The 16,062-nt window shown below is 68.0% G+C and carries 16 protein-coding genes; 2 read left to right on the top strand and 14 right to left on the bottom strand.

Annotated elements, in window-relative coordinates; genetic code table 11:
- Nucleotides 1-30: 30 nt before the first annotated feature.
- Complete coding sequence (locus MRBLWO13_RS08055; protein WP_341977751.1) at nucleotides 31-1,215, top strand: amidohydrolase family protein; 1,185 nt, start codon at nucleotides 31-33, stop codon at nucleotides 1,213-1,215.
- A gap of 18 nt (nucleotides 1,216-1,233) precedes the next feature.
- Here MRBLWO13_RS08055 and MRBLWO13_RS08050 read toward each other — a convergent pair whose 3' ends face one another.
- The 13 genes from MRBLWO13_RS08050 to MRBLWO13_RS07990 all read right to left on the bottom strand — a co-directional run bounded on the left by MRBLWO13_RS08050 (nucleotide 1,234) and on the right by MRBLWO13_RS07990 (nucleotide 14,658).
- Nucleotides 1,234-2,724 carry an aldehyde dehydrogenase family protein gene (locus MRBLWO13_RS08050; RefSeq protein ID WP_341977748.1) on the bottom strand — a complete coding sequence of 497 codons (1,491 nt, stop codon included), beginning with the start codon at nucleotides 2,722-2,724 and terminating at the stop codon, nucleotides 1,234-1,236.
- A 10-nt stretch (nucleotides 2,725-2,734) separates the two neighbouring features.
- The gene (locus MRBLWO13_RS08045; RefSeq protein ID WP_341977746.1) at nucleotides 2,735-3,736 is read right to left on the bottom strand and encodes a proline racemase family protein; all 1,002 of its coding nucleotides are present in this window, start codon (nucleotides 3,734-3,736) and stop codon (nucleotides 2,735-2,737) included.
- Nucleotides 3,736-4,665, bottom strand: coding sequence for a dihydrodipicolinate synthase family protein (locus MRBLWO13_RS08040; RefSeq protein ID WP_341977744.1), 930 nt, complete (start codon nucleotides 4,663-4,665; stop codon nucleotides 3,736-3,738). The genes MRBLWO13_RS08045 and MRBLWO13_RS08040 overlap by 1 nt, the downstream gene beginning before the upstream one ends.
- Before the next feature lie 40 nt (nucleotides 4,666-4,705).
- Nucleotides 4,706-6,082, bottom strand: coding sequence for an MFS transporter (locus MRBLWO13_RS08035; protein ID WP_341977742.1), 1,377 nt, complete (start codon nucleotides 6,080-6,082; stop codon nucleotides 4,706-4,708).
- A gap of 86 nt (nucleotides 6,083-6,168) precedes the next feature.
- Nucleotides 6,169-7,527 (bottom strand): FAD/NAD(P)-binding oxidoreductase, encoded by a 1,359-nt coding sequence (locus tag MRBLWO13_RS08030; protein ID WP_341977740.1) that lies wholly within the window; start codon nucleotides 7,525-7,527, stop codon nucleotides 6,169-6,171.
- Nucleotides 7,524-7,766 (bottom strand): (2Fe-2S)-binding protein, encoded by a 243-nt coding sequence (locus tag MRBLWO13_RS08025; protein WP_341977738.1) that lies wholly within the window; start codon nucleotides 7,764-7,766, stop codon nucleotides 7,524-7,526. Before MRBLWO13_RS08025 ends, MRBLWO13_RS08030 begins: the two co-directional genes overlap by 4 nt.
- Nucleotides 7,763-8,920 (bottom strand): FAD-dependent oxidoreductase, encoded by a 1,158-nt coding sequence (locus MRBLWO13_RS08020; RefSeq protein ID WP_341977736.1) that lies wholly within the window; start codon nucleotides 8,918-8,920, stop codon nucleotides 7,763-7,765. Before MRBLWO13_RS08020 ends, MRBLWO13_RS08025 begins: the two co-directional genes overlap by 4 nt.
- Nucleotides 8,921-8,962: 42 nt before the next feature.
- Entirely contained in the window at nucleotides 8,963-9,676 is a 714-nt protein-coding gene (locus MRBLWO13_RS08015) for an ABC transporter ATP-binding protein (RefSeq protein WP_341978329.1), read from the bottom strand.
- The gene (locus MRBLWO13_RS08010) at nucleotides 9,673-10,581 is read right to left on the bottom strand and encodes an ABC transporter ATP-binding protein (RefSeq protein ID WP_341977734.1); all 909 of its coding nucleotides are present in this window, start codon (nucleotides 10,579-10,581) and stop codon (nucleotides 9,673-9,675) included. Before MRBLWO13_RS08010 ends, MRBLWO13_RS08015 begins: the two co-directional genes overlap by 4 nt.
- Nucleotides 10,578-11,726 (bottom strand): branched-chain amino acid ABC transporter permease, encoded by a 1,149-nt coding sequence (locus MRBLWO13_RS08005; RefSeq protein ID WP_341977732.1) that lies wholly within the window; start codon nucleotides 11,724-11,726, stop codon nucleotides 10,578-10,580. The genes MRBLWO13_RS08010 and MRBLWO13_RS08005 overlap by 4 nt, the downstream gene beginning before the upstream one ends.
- A 1-nt stretch (nucleotide 11,727) precedes the next feature.
- Nucleotides 11,728-12,615 (bottom strand): branched-chain amino acid ABC transporter permease, encoded by an 888-nt coding sequence (locus tag MRBLWO13_RS08000; protein WP_341978327.1) that lies wholly within the window; start codon nucleotides 12,613-12,615, stop codon nucleotides 11,728-11,730.
- A 69-nt stretch (nucleotides 12,616-12,684) separates the two neighbouring features.
- Nucleotides 12,685-13,869: a branched-chain amino acid ABC transporter substrate-binding protein gene (locus MRBLWO13_RS07995; RefSeq protein ID WP_341977730.1), complete on the bottom strand. Its 1,185-nt coding sequence runs from the start codon at nucleotides 13,867-13,869 to the stop codon at nucleotides 12,685-12,687.
- 123 nt (nucleotides 13,870-13,992) lie between these two features.
- Nucleotides 13,993-14,658, bottom strand: coding sequence for a GntR family transcriptional regulator (locus tag MRBLWO13_RS07990; protein ID WP_341977729.1), 666 nt, complete (start codon nucleotides 14,656-14,658; stop codon nucleotides 13,993-13,995).
- 124 nt (nucleotides 14,659-14,782) lie between these two features.
- Here MRBLWO13_RS07990 and MRBLWO13_RS07985 point away from each other — a divergent pair, with 124 nt between their 5' ends.
- Nucleotides 14,783-15,556: a hypothetical protein gene (locus MRBLWO13_RS07985; protein WP_341977727.1), complete on the top strand. Its 774-nt coding sequence runs from the start codon at nucleotides 14,783-14,785 to the stop codon at nucleotides 15,554-15,556.
- A 1-nt stretch (nucleotide 15,557) separates the two neighbouring features.
- Here MRBLWO13_RS07985 and MRBLWO13_RS07980 read toward each other — a convergent pair whose 3' ends face one another.
- A complete protein-coding gene (locus MRBLWO13_RS07980) occupies nucleotides 15,558-16,019 on the bottom strand; it encodes an SRPBCC family protein (protein WP_341977725.1) in 462 nt (153 codons plus the stop codon).
- Nucleotides 16,020-16,062 lie beyond the last annotated feature (43 nt).

Raw genomic sequence — 16,062 nt, 5'->3', positions numbered from 1 at the left:
CACACAAGAGCAGAACCGAAGGAGAAGCGGATGCAGGTCGGATCCATCACCATCAGCGGAGCAGAAGTCTGGGACGGCGAGGCATTCGTCGCCAGGGACGTGCACATCGTCGACGGACTCGTCGCCTCGACACCCGGCGACGACGCCGAGACTCTGGATGCCGAGGGCGGCTGGCTGATCCCCGGTCTGATCGACGCGCACTTCCACGCCTACGCGACGAGCATGGACGGCATCGAGAACGAGCGCGGCCCGCTCAGCTATGCCGCGATCAACGGCACGAAGCGGCTCACAGCCGCCCTGCGCCGCGGATTCACCACCGTGCGCGACGTCGCCGGCGGTGACATCGGCTTGGCGCGCGCGATCGACGCCGATCTGTTCCCCTCACCGCGGTACCACTTCACCGGGCCGGCGCTCAGCCAGACCGGAGGGCACGGCGACCCCCGTGCGGCTCACGTCGACGTCTGCTTCGCTCATGGCCACATGTGCGAAGTCGTCGACGGCGTCGATGCGCTGCGACTCGCGGTGCGCAACCGACTCCGCACCGGGGCGCACGCCATCAAGGTGATGGCATCCGGCGGCGTCTTCTCCCTCGCCGATCCGATCCACAACCCGCAGTACTCCGCCGAGGAACTGCGGGCGATCGTCGACGAGGCCACCCGACGCGGCACCTATGTCGCCGCGCACGCCTACTCCTCCGAAGCCGTTCGACACGCCATCGACAACGGCATCCGCTCCATCGAGCACGGCAACCTGATCGATCGGGAGACGGCCGAACTGATGGCGAAGGCCGGAGCCTTCCTGGTGCCCACCCTCGCGGCCTACGACGCGTTGGACCGCCGGGGCGCCGACATCGGGCTGAACGAGACCTCCCTCGCAAAGAACGCCGTCGTGCTCTCGCACGGCCAGGAGGCGGTTCGGCTCGCCCTCGCCGCAGGCGTGCGCGTCGGGTTCGGCACCGACCTCATGGGCGACCTCGAGGACGACCAGCTGGCCGGCGTGCGTCTGCAGATCGAGGCATCCGGCGCTTCGGCGACGCTGCAGTCGATGACCGCGGTGAATGCGGAGCTCATCGGCGACCCGGCGCTGGGCCATCTCCGGACGGGCGCCTACGGCGATGCCGTGCTGCTCTCGCGCAACCCCATCGCCTCCCCCGATGCGCTCTGGGATCAGGAATCCCGGCGAGCGGTACTGCGCGGCGGTCGCGTTCTGAGCTGACCGCCGCGCCCCACGCACTCAGCCGGCGAAGGAGCCCCAACCGGTCGATCCGCCCGCGGCGCTGCGGCGCTGCGGGACGTTCCACGGGTTGTCGTCGCGCAACGGCGCCGGCAGCAGCTCCTGCGGTGCCCCCTGATAGGAGACGCCTCGCAGGAACCGGGTGATGGCGGCCGTGCCGACGCTCGTGTCGTCGGTGGTGGTCGCCGGGTATGGTCCGCCGTGCTGCATCGCGGGCGTCACCGAGACCCCCGTCGGCCAGCCGCCGAACAGCACTCGTCCGCTGGTCTCGGCGAGCGCATCGACGAGAACCTGAAGGGAGCCGTCGGCCAGTTCCTCGGGCCGCGCGTGCACCGTGGAGGTGAGGTTTCCGGGGAACAACTGCTCATGCAGAGCCGGAAGTGCCGCCTGATCCGGGTAGCGCACGATGACTGACAGCGGTCCGAACGACTCCTCCAGGAGAGCCTCACGATTCGCCAGCAGAGCATCGACGTCGACGGTCACCACGGTGGGCGTGGCGAAGGTCTGCCCGCCCTCGTCGGTGCGCACCTCGCCTTCGTTGAGAACGGTCACGCCCTCCGCTCCGAGCACGTCGGCACGACGCTGCGCGAAAGCTCGGCCGATCCCGGGATTCAACAGGCGGTGCTCGACGACACCGGCAGCGGCAGGGGCCACGGCGCCGAGTTCGGCGCCCTCCGGCACGAACAGAAAGCCCGGCTTGGTGCAGAGCTGACCGGCGGAACCGGCCACGGAGGCGACGAATCCGTCGAGCAGTGCGTCATCCGCATATGTCGCGTAGACCGGGTTGACGCTGCCGAGCTCGCCATAGAAAGGAATCGGCACGGCGCGGGATGCCGCGATGTCGGCGAGGAGACGACCGACATGGGTGGAGCCGGTGAAGGACGCTGCCCGGATGCGCTCGTCCTTCAGAAGTTCGACGCCGTTCTCCTGCCCCTCGATGAGCTGGAAGACACCATCGGGCATTCCCGCGGCGCGGAGCGCCTCGACGACCACCTGCGCGGTGCGACGCGACAGCTCCAGGTGCCCGGAGTGCGCCTTGACCACGAGCGGGCAGCCCGCGGCGAGCGCAGCAGCCGAGTCACCGCCGGCGACGGAGAAGGCGAACGGGAAGTTGGATGCCGCGAAGTTCAGCACCGGGCCGACCGGTTCCAGCATCCGCCTGATATCAGGGCGCGGGCCGATCACGTACTCCGGGTCGGCCGCATCGATGCGCACGTCGAGGTAGGCGCCGTCGACGATCTCGTCGGCGAAGAGCCGCAGTTGCCAGGACGTGCGCCGCACCTCGCCGGTGAGGCGGGCCGCGGAGAGACCCGTCTCGCGCATGGCGATCGCGATGAGCTCTTCCGCCGCGGCATCGAGTGCGTCGGCGACGGCGACCAGCGCTGCACCGCGCTCGCGCGGGCTGGTGCGCGCGAAAGCACGTGCGGCGCCTGCTGCGGCCTCGGCCACATCGGTGAGCGGACGGGTGGCGTTCACAGTGGTGTTGGTCACGTTTCCTCCATTAGAAGATGAACCCCTCGGGGAACGGATCGCTCTCATCGAGCAGGTACTGACCGAGCCCGGTGATCCAGGCCCGCCCGGTGATGGTGGGGATGATGGCCGCGCGGTCGCCGACTGTCGTCTCGCCGATGATCCGCCCGATGAACTCGGTGCCGATGAACGATTCGTTCACGAACGGCGTGTCCAGGGCGATTTCGCCGCGTGCGTGCAGCTCGGCCATCCGCGCGCTGGTGCCCGTGCCGCACGGCGAGCGGTCGAACCAGCCCGGATGGATCGCCATCGCGTGGCGGGAACGTACGGCATCCGATCCCGGCGCGATGAACTCGACGTGATGCACGTGGTTCGCCCCGGAGAGCGTCGGATGCACCGGCGGCGCCTGCTCGTTGATCGCGTCCATGATCGCGAGGCCGGCCTTGACGATGTCGTCCTTCCTGGCACGATCGAACGGAAGCCCCACCTGCTCGAGCTCGACCAGGGCGTAGTAGTTGCCGCCGAAGGCCACGGAGTACTCGATCTCGCCGATTCCGGGAACCTCGATGCGCTGATCGAGCCGATCGACGAAGCTCGGCACGTTCTCGATGGTCACATCGACCGCGCGGCCGTCCTCGACTCTGACCCGGGCGATGACGAGGCCAGCCGGAACGTCGAGCCGGATCTCCGTGATCGGTTCGGTGACCTCGACCATTCCGGTCTCCACCAGCACGGTGGCGACGCCGATGGTGCCGTGCCCGCACATCGGCAGGAATCCGGATGCCTCGATGAACACGACGCCCCAGTCGGCATCGTCGCGCGCCGGCGGCTGCAGCAGAGCACCGGACATCGATGCATGGCCGCGCGGCTCGTTCATCAGGAAGCCCCGAAGACCGTCGAGGTGCTCCATGGCGTACAGCCGGCGGTCGTTCATGGTGGCGCCGGGGATCTGGCCGACGCCCCCGGTGACGACCCGTGTCGGCATGCCCTCGGTATGGGAGTCGACCGCTTGGATCACCCGGCGCCCGCGCATCAGACGACCGCCGCCGTGCGGGCCGAGAGCGCGGCCAGAGCCCGCTCGGTGTCAGCGGTGACCTGGGCACGCTGCTCGGCGGAGAGCGGACCGCGCGGCGGACGGGTGGGTCCGCCGTAGGAGTTGCCGCAGATGTCCATCGACAGCTTGATCGCCTGCACGAACTCGGTGCGCGAATCCCAGCGGAAGACGGCGACGAGCTGCTCGTAGAGCGCCTTCGCCTCGTGCCAGTGCCCGTCCTTGCAGAGGTTGTACAGCTCGACGGCCTCCCGCGGGAATGCGTTCGGGTACCCGGCGAACCAGCCGACGGCGCCGTTGACCATGAGCTCGAAGAGCACATCGTCTGCACCGGCGATGACGTCGATGTCGCACAGCTCCTTGATCTCGTAGACCCGGCGCACATCACCCGAGAACTCCTTGATCGCGACGACTTCAGGGATCTCGGCGAGCTTCGCGACGAGCGAGGGAACCAGGTCGACCTTGGTGTCGAACGGGTTGTTGTACGCCATGATCGGCAGGCCCGCCTTGGCGACCTCCTGGAAGTGAGCGATCACCTCGCCCTCGTTGGCGCGGTACATGGTCGGCGGCAGCAGCAGCACACCGTCGGCGCCGTCTTCGCGCGCGATCTCGGCCCACTTCCTGGCCTGGTGACTTCCGACGCCGTGCGCCCCGGCGATGACGATGCCGCGCCCGTCGACGGCTTCGACGGCGACCTGGATCACCCGTCGGCGCTCCTCGTCGGTGAGGGAGGAGTACTCCCCCAGCGACCCGTTCGGGCCGACGCCGTGGCATCCGTTCGACATCAGGAAATCGACGTGCTCGGCGAACCGGTCGTAGTCGACCGCGAGGCCGGCCGGTGCGGATGCGTCTTCCTTGAATGCGAGGGTGGTGGCGACGACGACGCCACCGAGGTCCATAGTTCCGGTCATCAGAGTTCCATTCTCTTGTGGATGTTCGTGTTGTGTCAGGTCACGCGCGATCGCGTGCGGGAGCAGGAGCGTTCTCGATCGACGCCTCGTCGCGCATCGAGCGAGTATGCGTCTCCGGCATGCCGGAGATCACGATGAGGGCGAGTACGGTGACGGCGACGACGTACCAGGCGGGCGCGATCGTCGAACCGGTCACGCCGATGAGCCAGATGGCCAGCAACGGGGCGGTGCCGCCGAAGATCGTGAACGCGAGGTTGTAGCTGATCGACGCACCGGTGTACCGGACGCGAGCGGGGAAGAGCTCGACGAACGCCGGACCGGCAGGCCCGAAGAAGAGACCGAGCGCGAGACCCAGCAGCCCCTGGCTCGCGATCGCGGCTCCGAGGGTGCCGGTGGAGACGAGCAGGTACGCAGGGACGGCGATGAGCGCTCCGAAGGTGCCCGCGATCAGCAGCATGCGGCGTCGCCCGATCCGATCGGAGATCGCGGCCGAGATCGGCACCGTGACGAAGGTGATCAGCAGCGCGATGCTGTTCGACAGGAGCGCTTCAGACGAGGGCAGGCCGATCGTCACCGTCATGAACGAGTAGAAGTACCCCGTGAGCGAGTAGTAGCCGAGGCTCGCGACCGCGGCGATGCTGAAGCAGGTGAGCATATTGCGCCACTGCTCGCGGAAGACGGTGCGGATCGGCGCGGACTCGACCTGGCGCGTCTCGCGCATCTCGGTGAACGCCGGCGACTCGTCGACCCGGCTCCGGATGTAGAGGCCGACGATCGCGAGCGGGGCGCCGAGGAGGAAGGGGATGCGCCATCCCCAGCTCTCGTAGGCTTCGACGGGCAGCGCGGTGGTGAGGAAGAGCACCAGCAGCGCGGCGACGACCGGGGGCAGGTTCGACCAGGTGTACACCAGGCCGACGTTGCGCCCGCGGGTACGGATCGGCGAGTGCTCGGACACGAACGAGTTCGAGCCGATCGTCTCGCCCGCGGCCGAGAGACCCTGCACCATCCGGAGCACGATGAGCAGCAGCGGCGCGAAGACACCGATCACCGCGTAGGTCGGCAGAAGCCCGATGAGCATCGTCGAAAGCCCCATGATCAGGATGACCGCGGCGAGCACGCGCTTGCGGCCGAACCTGTCGCCGAGGTTTCCGAGCAGGAATGCACCGATCGGACGGGCGACGAAACCGACGGCGTAGATGGCGAACACGGAGAGCAGCGCAGCAGCCGGATCGCTGTTCGGGAAGAACTGGCTCGCGATCACCGGGGCGGCGTACGCGTAGACCGCGAAGTCGAACCACTCGACGAAATGCCCGATCGCGGAGGCGGTCATCACCTTGCGGACGCGACGGACAGACTCGGCAGAACTCTCGGTGTCCGCCGTGCCGGGCGGTGGGGCGCTTGCGGTTCTCTGCGACATGGGTCGTCTCCTTTGACGGGGGTAATGTGTAACATATTACTCATCCCGGTCGAGCGATTGCAAGGACCGATCGTCGAGTTTCGGCGTCAGTCGCCCGACTGTCCGGCCAGCTCGCCCAGTCGGATCGGGGCGAGGATCGGCCTGCGGTCGAATCCGGATGGCCGCCCGCCCGCCTGCGCCATGATCTCCTCCACCGCATGCCCGCATGTGCGCCCCTGGCACGGGCCGAGACCGGCACGGCTGGCGAGCTTCATGGCGCGCATCGGCGCGTGGGAGCTCTGCTCGATCGCCTGCTTCGCGACCCCCTCGCATCGACAGACGACGGTGTCGTCGTCGAGCCAGTCCGTCCACCCCTGTCGGATGCCGTGCGCTCGTTCGAGCCGGGCGGCGAACGCCCGCATCCGGCGCCTGACCGCGAGCGGCCCCCGCAGCCGGCTGTCGTCGATCGAGCCGCCCGCTGCGAGGAATCCGGCGATCGCACCCTCGGCGAGTGCCGCGTCCGCTCCACCGATACCCGTCACCTCGCCGGCGGCGAACACCAGCGGATTGCTCGTGCGTTGCTCGTCGTCGACCGCGACGAACCGCGCTCCGTGCTCGCCCACGATCGCGCATCCCAGAGAGAGGGCAGCCTCCAGACGCGGAGTGAAGCCGTGTCCGAGCGCGACCGCATCGCAGACGATCTCCCGCTCGGTGCCGGGGATCGGTCGCCAGGCGGCATCCAGCGACGCGACCACTGCGGCCTCCACTCTGCTCTCGCCGAGAACGCGCACCACCGCACTGCCTGGACGATAGGGGATGCGGTGCCGGGCGAGGGCGGCGACGTACTCGACGAGCTCGCCCGCCTTGCCTGCGAGCTGCCACGGCCGCGGCAGCCATCCCGCGGCGAGCGCGCGAACCGTTGATGCCTCGTGCACGCCCACGACCTGCGAACCCGTCAGTGCGAGCGACTGCGCGACGGGGAGCAGGAACGGACCCGAGCCGCTCACGATCGTCCGGCGCCCGACAGTGACTCCGTCGCGCTTTGCGAGCGCCTGCGCCGCACCGGCGGTCGTGACGCCGGGCAGGGTCCACCCCGGCACCGGCAGCGCCAGGTCGTGCGCACCGGTCGCCACGACAACGGCATCCGCCTCGATGGCGAGCGAGCGCCGAGAGGGTCCGTCGGCGCTTCCGGCGAATGCACGCAGCGTGACGGATGCCGCGACGTCCGCCGACCAGACACTGGCTCCCGTGTGCACGGTCGCCTGCTCGAGCGCGCCGCGAAGCCGGTCGAACCGCGCCCGCCCGTGCGTGAGCCGAGGATCGGTGATCGTGTCGTGATGCCGCCAGAACTGCCCACCGAGACCGGCCCCTTCGTCGACGAGGGTGACCTCGGCCCCGAGTGCCAACGCCGCCTGGGCCGCGGCAAGACCGGCAGGTCCTCCGCCGAGAACAGCCACCCGCCTCATGCGCGCACCTCGCGCTCGATCACGTCGCCATCGGACGCCGCGCGCTGACACGCGCGCACACCGGACAACCCGTTCACGGTGACGAGACAGTCATGGCAGACGCCGATTCCACAGAAAACGCCGCGCTCTCCGGTCTGGGCGGTGCGCCATGCGATGCGTCCGGCGCCGATGAGCACCCCCGCGATCGTCTGACCGTCGCGGCCCTCGAAGCGCTCGTCGTCGACGGTGATGCGGATCATGGGTTCTCCTGCAGGCTGGCCCGACCCGGCAGGAACGGTCCGGGATCGAGATCGGTGTCCGCGCCGAGCACGGCGTGGGAGATGAGTGCGGCCGTCGCCGGTGCCAGCCCGATTCCGGCCCCCTCATGGCCTGTGGCATGGAAGAGGCCGTCCACGAGCGGGTCGGCGCCGATGACCGGCAGGTGATCCGGTGCGTACGGGCGGAAGCCGAAGTAGCTGCGCAGCAGCGTGGTCTCCGCCAGGAACGGGAACAGACGGATCGCCTTCGCCGCGATCGCCGCAGAAGGACCGGTGCCCGGATGCTCGTCGAAGCCGACGCGCTCCCGACTCGACCCGATCAGAACGGTCCCGCCCGGGGTGGACTCGACCACCGTCGACGTCTGCAGCGCAGCGTTGCCCGAACCCACCGCTCCGACGTAGTCGCTGTCGTACACCTTGTGGAAGACCCGCTGCGGCATCGGGGTGGTGACCAGGATCACGCCCCGTCGCGGTCGGATATCCAGTCGTGCGCCGAGCCGCGCCGCGACCTCGCCGGACCACGGTCCAGCGCAGTTCACCACGGCATCGGCTTCGATCGGCCCGGCATCCGTCGCGACACCACGCAGGCGGCCGTCGTGCATCAGGCCGCCGACGACCTCGGCGATCCGTAGCCGCGCGCCGCGGCGCAGCGCGGTCGCGAGCAGAGCCTGCGTCGCCGTCGAGGGCTGCAGCTGAGCGTCGTCGGGGTAGTGCATGGCGAGGGCGACGTCGGGGGCGAGATGCGGTTCGGCGGCCCGCAGTGCGGCCGCATCCAGAGCCACCGCGCGGATTCCGATGTCTCGCTGCGCAGCGGCGAATCCCTCGAGCGCTCCCTCTCCCCCCGGAAAGGCGACCACGATTCCGCCCTTGGCCTCGAACTCCGTCCCGGGCTGCCCCGAAGGACGATCCGCATCGAGGCGCGCAGCGAGCCCGCGCCACATCTCGTTCGAAGCGATCGCGAGATCGGCCTCGGGGCCGGGCTCCTTGTCGCTGACGAGCAGATTTCCCTCGCAGCGGCTCGACGTCTCCGCCGCCACTCCGGTGCGGTCGATGACCACGACCTCCGCCCCGCGCTCGGTGAGCTCCAGCGCACACGCAGCACCCACGATGCCCGCGCCGATCACGACGATCCGCACAGCGCGCTCCCCTTCTTCATCGTCGGCCTGGTGGTCATCCTCTCAGCCGCCGAGATAGGCATCGATCACCCTGGCATCGGCGGCGAGTTCGGCCGCCGGCCCCGACAGCGTCGTCTGCCCGGTCTCGATGACATACGCGCGGTCGGCGATCTTCAGCGCCGCACGGGCGTTCTGTTCGACGAGCAGAACGGTGGTGCCTTCGGCGTTGACCGCCTGGATCGTCTCCATGACCTGCTTCACCACCAGCGGCGCCAGCCCCATGGAGGGCTCGTCCAGCAGCAGCAGCTTCGGTCCGCCGACGATCGCACGGCCGATGGCGACCATCTGCTGCTCACCGCCGGACAGCGTGCCGCCCTGCTGCTTGCGTCGCTCTGCCAGACGCGGCATCAGCGCGTACACCTGCTCGACGCGCTGCGCGACGAGCTTCTGCTCGCGCACGGTGTATCCGCCGAGCAGCAGGTTCTCGTGCACGCTCATCGTGGAGAAGATCCGCCGCCCCTCTGGCACATGGATCAACCCGGCGGAGACGATGTCCCAGGGCTTTGCGGTCGCCAGATCCAGCTCACCCCATCGCACGACGCCGGACTTCGGACGCACCAGACCGGAGAGCATGTTCATCGTGGTGGATTTTCCGGCACCGTTGTTGCCGAGCAGGCAGACGATCTCGCCCTCCTGCACCTCGAAGCTGAGCCCGCGCAGAGCGTGCACCCGGCCGTAGTAGACGTCGGCGGCTTCGATGGACAGCATCCTCATCAGTCCTTCTTCTTACGGGGTTCGGCGAGCAACGACAGGTCCACGGTGCCCGTCTGCAGCTTCGTCTCATCGAGCGGCTCATCGTCGACACCGAGATACGCCTCGATCACGAGCGGGTTGTTCATGATCTCGTGCGGAGTGCCGACGGCGATCTCCTTGCCGTAGTTGAGGACGACGATCCGCTCAGCGAGCTCCATGATGAGCCCCATGTCGTGCTCGATCAAGACCACCGCGACACCGAGGTCACGGATCCGTCGGATGAGCTGCATCAGCGCCTGCTTCTCATTGAAGTTCAGACCGGCCGCCGGCTCGTCCAGCAGCAGAAGCTTGGGGCTGCTCGCAAGTGCCCTGGCGATCTCCACCCGTCGCTGCTCGCCGTAAGGGAGCTGCGTGACGTAGAGGTTCTCGTCTCCGGCGAAGCCGACGAAGTCCAGCCACCCCCTGGCCTGCTCGGCGCACCACTGCTCGGCTCGGCGGTAGCCGGGCGAGTGCAGCAGGGTCGCCCAGAACCCCTCGCGAAGGTTCGCGTGCATGGCCGTCTTGACGTTGTCGATCACGCTGAGCTCACGGAACAGGCGCAGGTTCTGGAATGTGCGCGCCATCCCCCACTTCGTCACTCGCGACGGCAGCACCCGGTAGAAGCCGAAACTCTGCAGCAGGTCGACCAGGCGCAGGGTGCGCCAGACGGTCGGCGGCTCGCGCACGATGCTGTTGCCATCGAACTCGACCGATCCGGATGTGGGCAGGTAGAAGGCGGAGATGCAGTTGAAGGCGCTCGTCTTGCCCGCGCCGTTCGGGCCGATCACGGCGAGGATCTCCCCGGCGTCGACGGAGAAGCTCAGGCCGTCGACGGCTTTGACGCCGCCGAACTGCAGCCGGAGGTCTTTGACCTCGAGGAGCGCGCTCATCGGGTTCCCTCACTGTCGTCGAGATTCTCCTCGGGTGCGGGAACCGCCGCGAACCCTGCCGTCGGCGGCGGAATCGGTCGTCTGCGCTTGAGCCAGGGCAGCACCGCGGTCGCTGGCCACAGGCCCGACGGACGGAACAGCATCACCACCACGAGAAGGACGCCGAAGATGAGGAAGCGCCATTCGGAGAATTCCCGCAGCAGTTCGGGCGCCAGCGACACGAACAGGGCGCCGATGATCACGCCGGGCGTCGAGCCCATGCCGCCGAGCACGACGGCCATCAGGATCAGCGCCGAATAGAGGAACTGGAAGCTGTTCGGGCTGATCGCCGACAGGTGCGTGGCCATGAGCTGGCCGGCGATGCCGGCCCACACCGCGCCGATGATGTAGGCGGTGATCTTGGCGACGTAGGTGTTGATACCCATCGCCTCGGCGGCGTCCTCGTCATCGCGCACGGCCTTCCACGCCCGGCCGAGCCGCCCTCTGGCCAGGCGCCCGGCGCCGATCACTCCGACGAGCACGACGATGGCCGCGACGAAGTAGTAGAAGACGACGCGCTGCGGGAACTCGATCCCGAGCACGGTGAACCCGTCTGCGAAGCTCCAATCGCCGAAGGACCAGGTCGGGATCCCGTGGATTCCCGAAGGCCCGCCCGTGACGTCGAGGTTGTTCGCCGTGATTCGGATGATCTCCCCGAAACCGAGCGTGACGATCGCGAGATAGTCACTGCGCAGCCTTAGGGTGGGCGCGCCGACGACGATGCCTGCGAGGACGCAGGCGAGGATGGTCGCCGGCAGCGCCGCCCACATCGGCCAGCCGAGCTCGGTGGTCAGGATGCCGGAGATGTACGCGCCGACGGCGAAGAAGGCGATGTACCCCAGATCCAGCAGTCCCGCGTAACCGACGACGACGTTCAGCCCCATGCAGAGCATCACGTAGATGAGCGCGCTGGTCGCGATCGACATCGTGTATCGCGATGCGTCGAGGAAGGGCAGCACGACCAGCAGGACGACGCACAGGCCGCCGAGCGCGCGAAGGAATCCCTGCTGGGAGGAGAGGATGCCGCGTGCTGCCGGCTGCCGGTCGAACAGTGGCGATGGTGCACGCAGCGCGGCGTCGCGCAACGGTGCGGAGAGACGAGGCATGTCACATCCTCTCTACGACGCGAGCTCCGAGGAGCCCGGTCGGCTTGAAGGTGAGGAACAGGATGAGGAAGGCGAAGGAGAACACATCTCGCCATTCGCCGCCGAACCAGGCCGAGCCGAAGGACTCGAGCATGCCGAGGAGGAGACCGCCGAGCATCGCACCGTAGAGGTTGCCGATGCCGCCGATGACGGCAGCGGTGAACGCTTTGAGGCCGATCATGAAGCCCATCAGGAAGTCGATCGAACCGTAGTACGCGCCCGCCATCACGCCTGCGGCTCCGGCGAGCGCCGAGCCGATGAAGAACACCGTGGCGATGACGCGGTTCACGTTGATCCCCATCAACTGGGCACCCTGCGGATCGAGGGCGATCGCGCGCATCGCGCGCCCCTGCCTGGTGCGTTCGACGACGTGCGCGAGCACCAGCATCAGCACTCCGGCGATGATCACCAGCACGATCTGCGCGGCGGTGATGCGCATGCCGGCGAAGTCGAACCCACTCGACTCGAGGCGCACGGGGAAGGCTTCCGGGTTCGGGCCGAAGATCTGCCTGACCGCGTACTCGAGAGTGAACGAGACGCCGATCGCGGTGATCAGGACGGCCAGGCGAGGGCTTCGTCGCAGCGGCCGGTAGGCGATGCGTTCGATCCCGACGCCGATGAGACCGGTGGTGACCATCGAGAGCAGCATGATCACCAGCAGCAGCGGGATCGAGGATTCGCTCGAGATGCCGAAAGCCGAGAGCGTGGCGAACCCGGTGAAAGCGCCGAGCATGTAGATGTCGCCGTGCGCGAAGTTCAGCAGCTTGATGATCCCGTAGACCATGCTGTAGCCGAGAGCGACGAGGGCGTAGAACGAGCCGACGATCAGGCCGTTCCAGATGAGTTGCATCACTGCAGATGTCCTTCCGCGTCGTTGGGACGCCGATGGAGTGGGGCGGCGTCAGCCGCCCCACTCACGTCAGTCCTGCAGATCGTCTTCGAGGATGAACGCACCGGATGCCGGATCGATGCCGACGATCACGAAACCGCCGCCGGAGAGCGTGTGGTCCTTCGTGAACGTGAGCGGGCCGGCGAACGTGTCGAAGTCCTTCAGCCCTTCGAGCGCGGCGACGACCTCGTCGAATTCGGTGCTCCCTGCGTCCTCGATCGCCTGGGCGATCACTCGGACGGCGTCGTACGACTGCGTCGAGTACGGTCCGGGCGCGGCGCCGGCGAGCTTCTCGTAGTCCGCGATCCAGGCATCGGCGCCCTCGATCATGTCGGGGGTCTGGGTGAACGTGCCGAGGACGTTGTCGGTGTATCCGTCGCCCGCGATCTCGGCGAACTTCGCGTCGACCGAGCCATCGCCGACGAGGAAGGCGCCGGCGTAACCGGCATCCGTCGCCTGCCGGACGATGAGTCCGCCCTCCTGGTAGTAGCCGGTCCAGTACACGAGTTCGGGCTTCTCGCTCGCCAGCTGGGTGGCGACGGCCGCGTAGTCGTTCTCACCAGGCGTGACGGTCGCTTCGAACGAGACGCTGAGCCCGGCCTCGGTCGCCTGCGTGACGAAGGATGCCGCCAGATCTGCGGAGTATGCGGTCGCATCGTCGATCACCGCGACGCTCTTCATGCCGCTCTTCTCCGCGTAAGCGACCGCTGCGGCCGCCTGCTGGGTGCCGGTGCCGTTGATGAGGAAGACCCCGGGGAGGCCCTGCTTCACCAGCTCGTTCGAGTTGGCGGCGGGGATCACCATCGGGATGCCGGCCTCATCGAAGATCGGAAGCGTCGGCAGCGTGGCGCCTGAGCAGTAGCCGCCGACCGAAGCGACGACGCCCTCGGTCACGAGCTTGTTCGCTGCGGATACGGCGGCAGTCGCATCGCAGGCGTCGTCTTCCACCTGCAGTTCGAGCTTGCGTCCGTCGATTCCGCCGTCTGCGTTGATCTCGTCGATGGCGAGCTGGGCGCCGTTCTGCATGTATTCGCCGAAGGCGGACTCGCTGCCGGAGAACGGAGCGAGCATCCCCAGCTTGATCGTGCCGGATTGGTCAGCGCCTCCCCCGTCGTCGGAGCCGAGGCCGCCGGAGCAGCCTGCTGCGGCGAGCAGGACGCCGGTCGCCGCGGCGAGGGCGAGGATCTGACGGGTGCGCTGTGTACGGGTCTTCATGAGGGTCTCCTGGGATGCGTCGTTGCAATTCCACACTTGATAGCATGTGACACATTACTCATCGGACCGGCAGAGCGAAACCCCTCGGGCCGAATCGATGCACCCGCGAACTGCGCTGAGGCGTCAGTCCTCGTCGCGGCCGCTCCAGATGCCCCCCACGTGCCGGATGTGCCTCCGCATGAGCGCCTCGGCCGCCGCGCCGTCGCCGGCCACCAGCAGATCCACGAGTTCCGCGTGCTCGAGGGCCGTCGACATCAGGGTGTCCGTCTCGGCGAGATGCGCGAGCCCGACCAACCGCGTCTGCTGACGCAGCTCGCGAACCAGTTCGACCAGCTTGCGGTTGCCGGTGCATTCGAGAATCCGCAGGTGAAATGCCGTGTCAGCCGTGAGGTACTCATCGAAGCGCCCCTCCTGGCCCGCCTCGACGATGCGATCAGCCAGGGCGCGCAACTCCGTGACCGTCTCGTCGTCCAGAGTCCCGGCGACGGTGACCATCGTCGGCGCCTCGAGCAGCATTCGCACGTCGCTGAGCTCGCGCAATTCCTCCGGCGACACCTCGGTGACCTCGAAGCCGCGATTGCGAATCGGGCGGAGGAATCCGCGTCTCGCGAGATTCAGAATCGCCTCGCGCACCGGGGTGGCGCTCACACCGAACTCGCCGGCAAGCGTCGGCACCGTGAGAACCTGCCCTGGCGGAATCTCGCCGGAGATGATCCGTGACGAGAGCTGGGCCTCGATCTGCTCTCGCAGGCTCTCCGCCGAGGCGAGAGTGGCCATCACGCCAGTCATCGGACCGATCCAAAGTGCGTCATATGGCACATCGTACTGGTGGACCGTCGAACGCGGGATCGATGCCGACGAAACAAGACGACGCCGGGCTAGGCTCGAAGAGGAGACAGCCGGGAGGCGCAACATGAGCTTCATCACATCCGAAGCACTGGCCGAGACGGGCTACGTCGTCCTCGACGACCACGATCAGGCCGCCGATCCCGCCGAGTGGCTCGACCTGGAATACATCGGCTGGCGCTCCTCCGGCATCACCCGCTTCGCGCCGCTCACCAGCTACGCCGGTGACGTCGACTGCAACGGCTTCTGGAACCACACCCCGCCCCGCACCGACAAGGACGGCGTGTGGGTCGCGGGTCAGGCCGACAAGGCACCGATCCTGGTGCAGCGCGCGCAGGAGCCGGGCGCCAACGTCGGCCGCTGCCGCGTGATCGAACTGCAGCCCAACGACTACGCCGACGCGATCTACAACCTGCACCAGGACGACAACAACCGGCTCAACGACGACGGCACCGGCTGGGTGGTGCGCGGATTCTTCAATCTCACCGACGACTCCGACTCGATGCTCATCCTTCGTGCAGATCGCTTCGACCCCGCCACCGAGGTGCGGTTCGCGCTCCCCGCTGGTTCGCGGATCATCGTCGACACCCAGCGCTTCTGGCATGCGGTGTGGCACCGCGGCACCGCTCCCCGCTACGCACTGATCACCTCGTGGACGTCCGGGCCCGAGCTCGACACCTACATCGCGGCGAACCACGGCGACCCGCATCCGCCCACCGTCGATCTCGACCCGCAGACGATCGAAGACGCCCAGGTCGAACTGCACCGCCGCATCGAAGAGCGCCGCCGCGCCTTCGAAGCCCAGGGCATCGTGATGGAACCGCCGGTCTCGCTGGCCTGACTCAGGCCTCGACGAGAGCGGCGAGATTCCGCAGCGAAGACGTCATGCCTTCGATGTGGTCTTCCGCGGAGATCCCGGGTGGAACGTCCTCGGCACGGAAGATGACGTGGGCGCCTGCCTCTCGCGCCGCGACTTCCCAGGTCATCCGCATGACACCGGCGAACGACGGATCCTCGGCTTCGAACTCGATCTCCTGAACCGCCCGGACGCCGGGCATCAGCTCGACGAACCTGCCCTCGACGACATCCTGATCAGCGCTGCTCTTCCCCGGAGCACCCGTGGCATCCACATAGGTCAGCACCATCCGGTAGTCACCGCCTGGCCGCGCGTCGAAACGCTCGAAGCGCGCGGTCATGCCTTCCGGAGGCAGCCACTTCACGAGTGCTTCCGGATCAGTGAGTGCGCGGAAGACCCGCTCCGGCGAGGCGTTCATCAGCAGATCTGCTTCATCTGTCCGTCTCATGCCCCCACGCTACGGGGGCATGTGGAGGGATGCACCCACTCGT

Source organism: Microbacterium sp. LWO13-1.2 (assembly GCF_038397725.1).
GTDB lineage: Bacteria > Actinomycetota > Actinomycetes > Actinomycetales > Microbacteriaceae > Microbacterium.
This window is presented reverse-complemented; position numbering and strand designations above follow the sequence as displayed.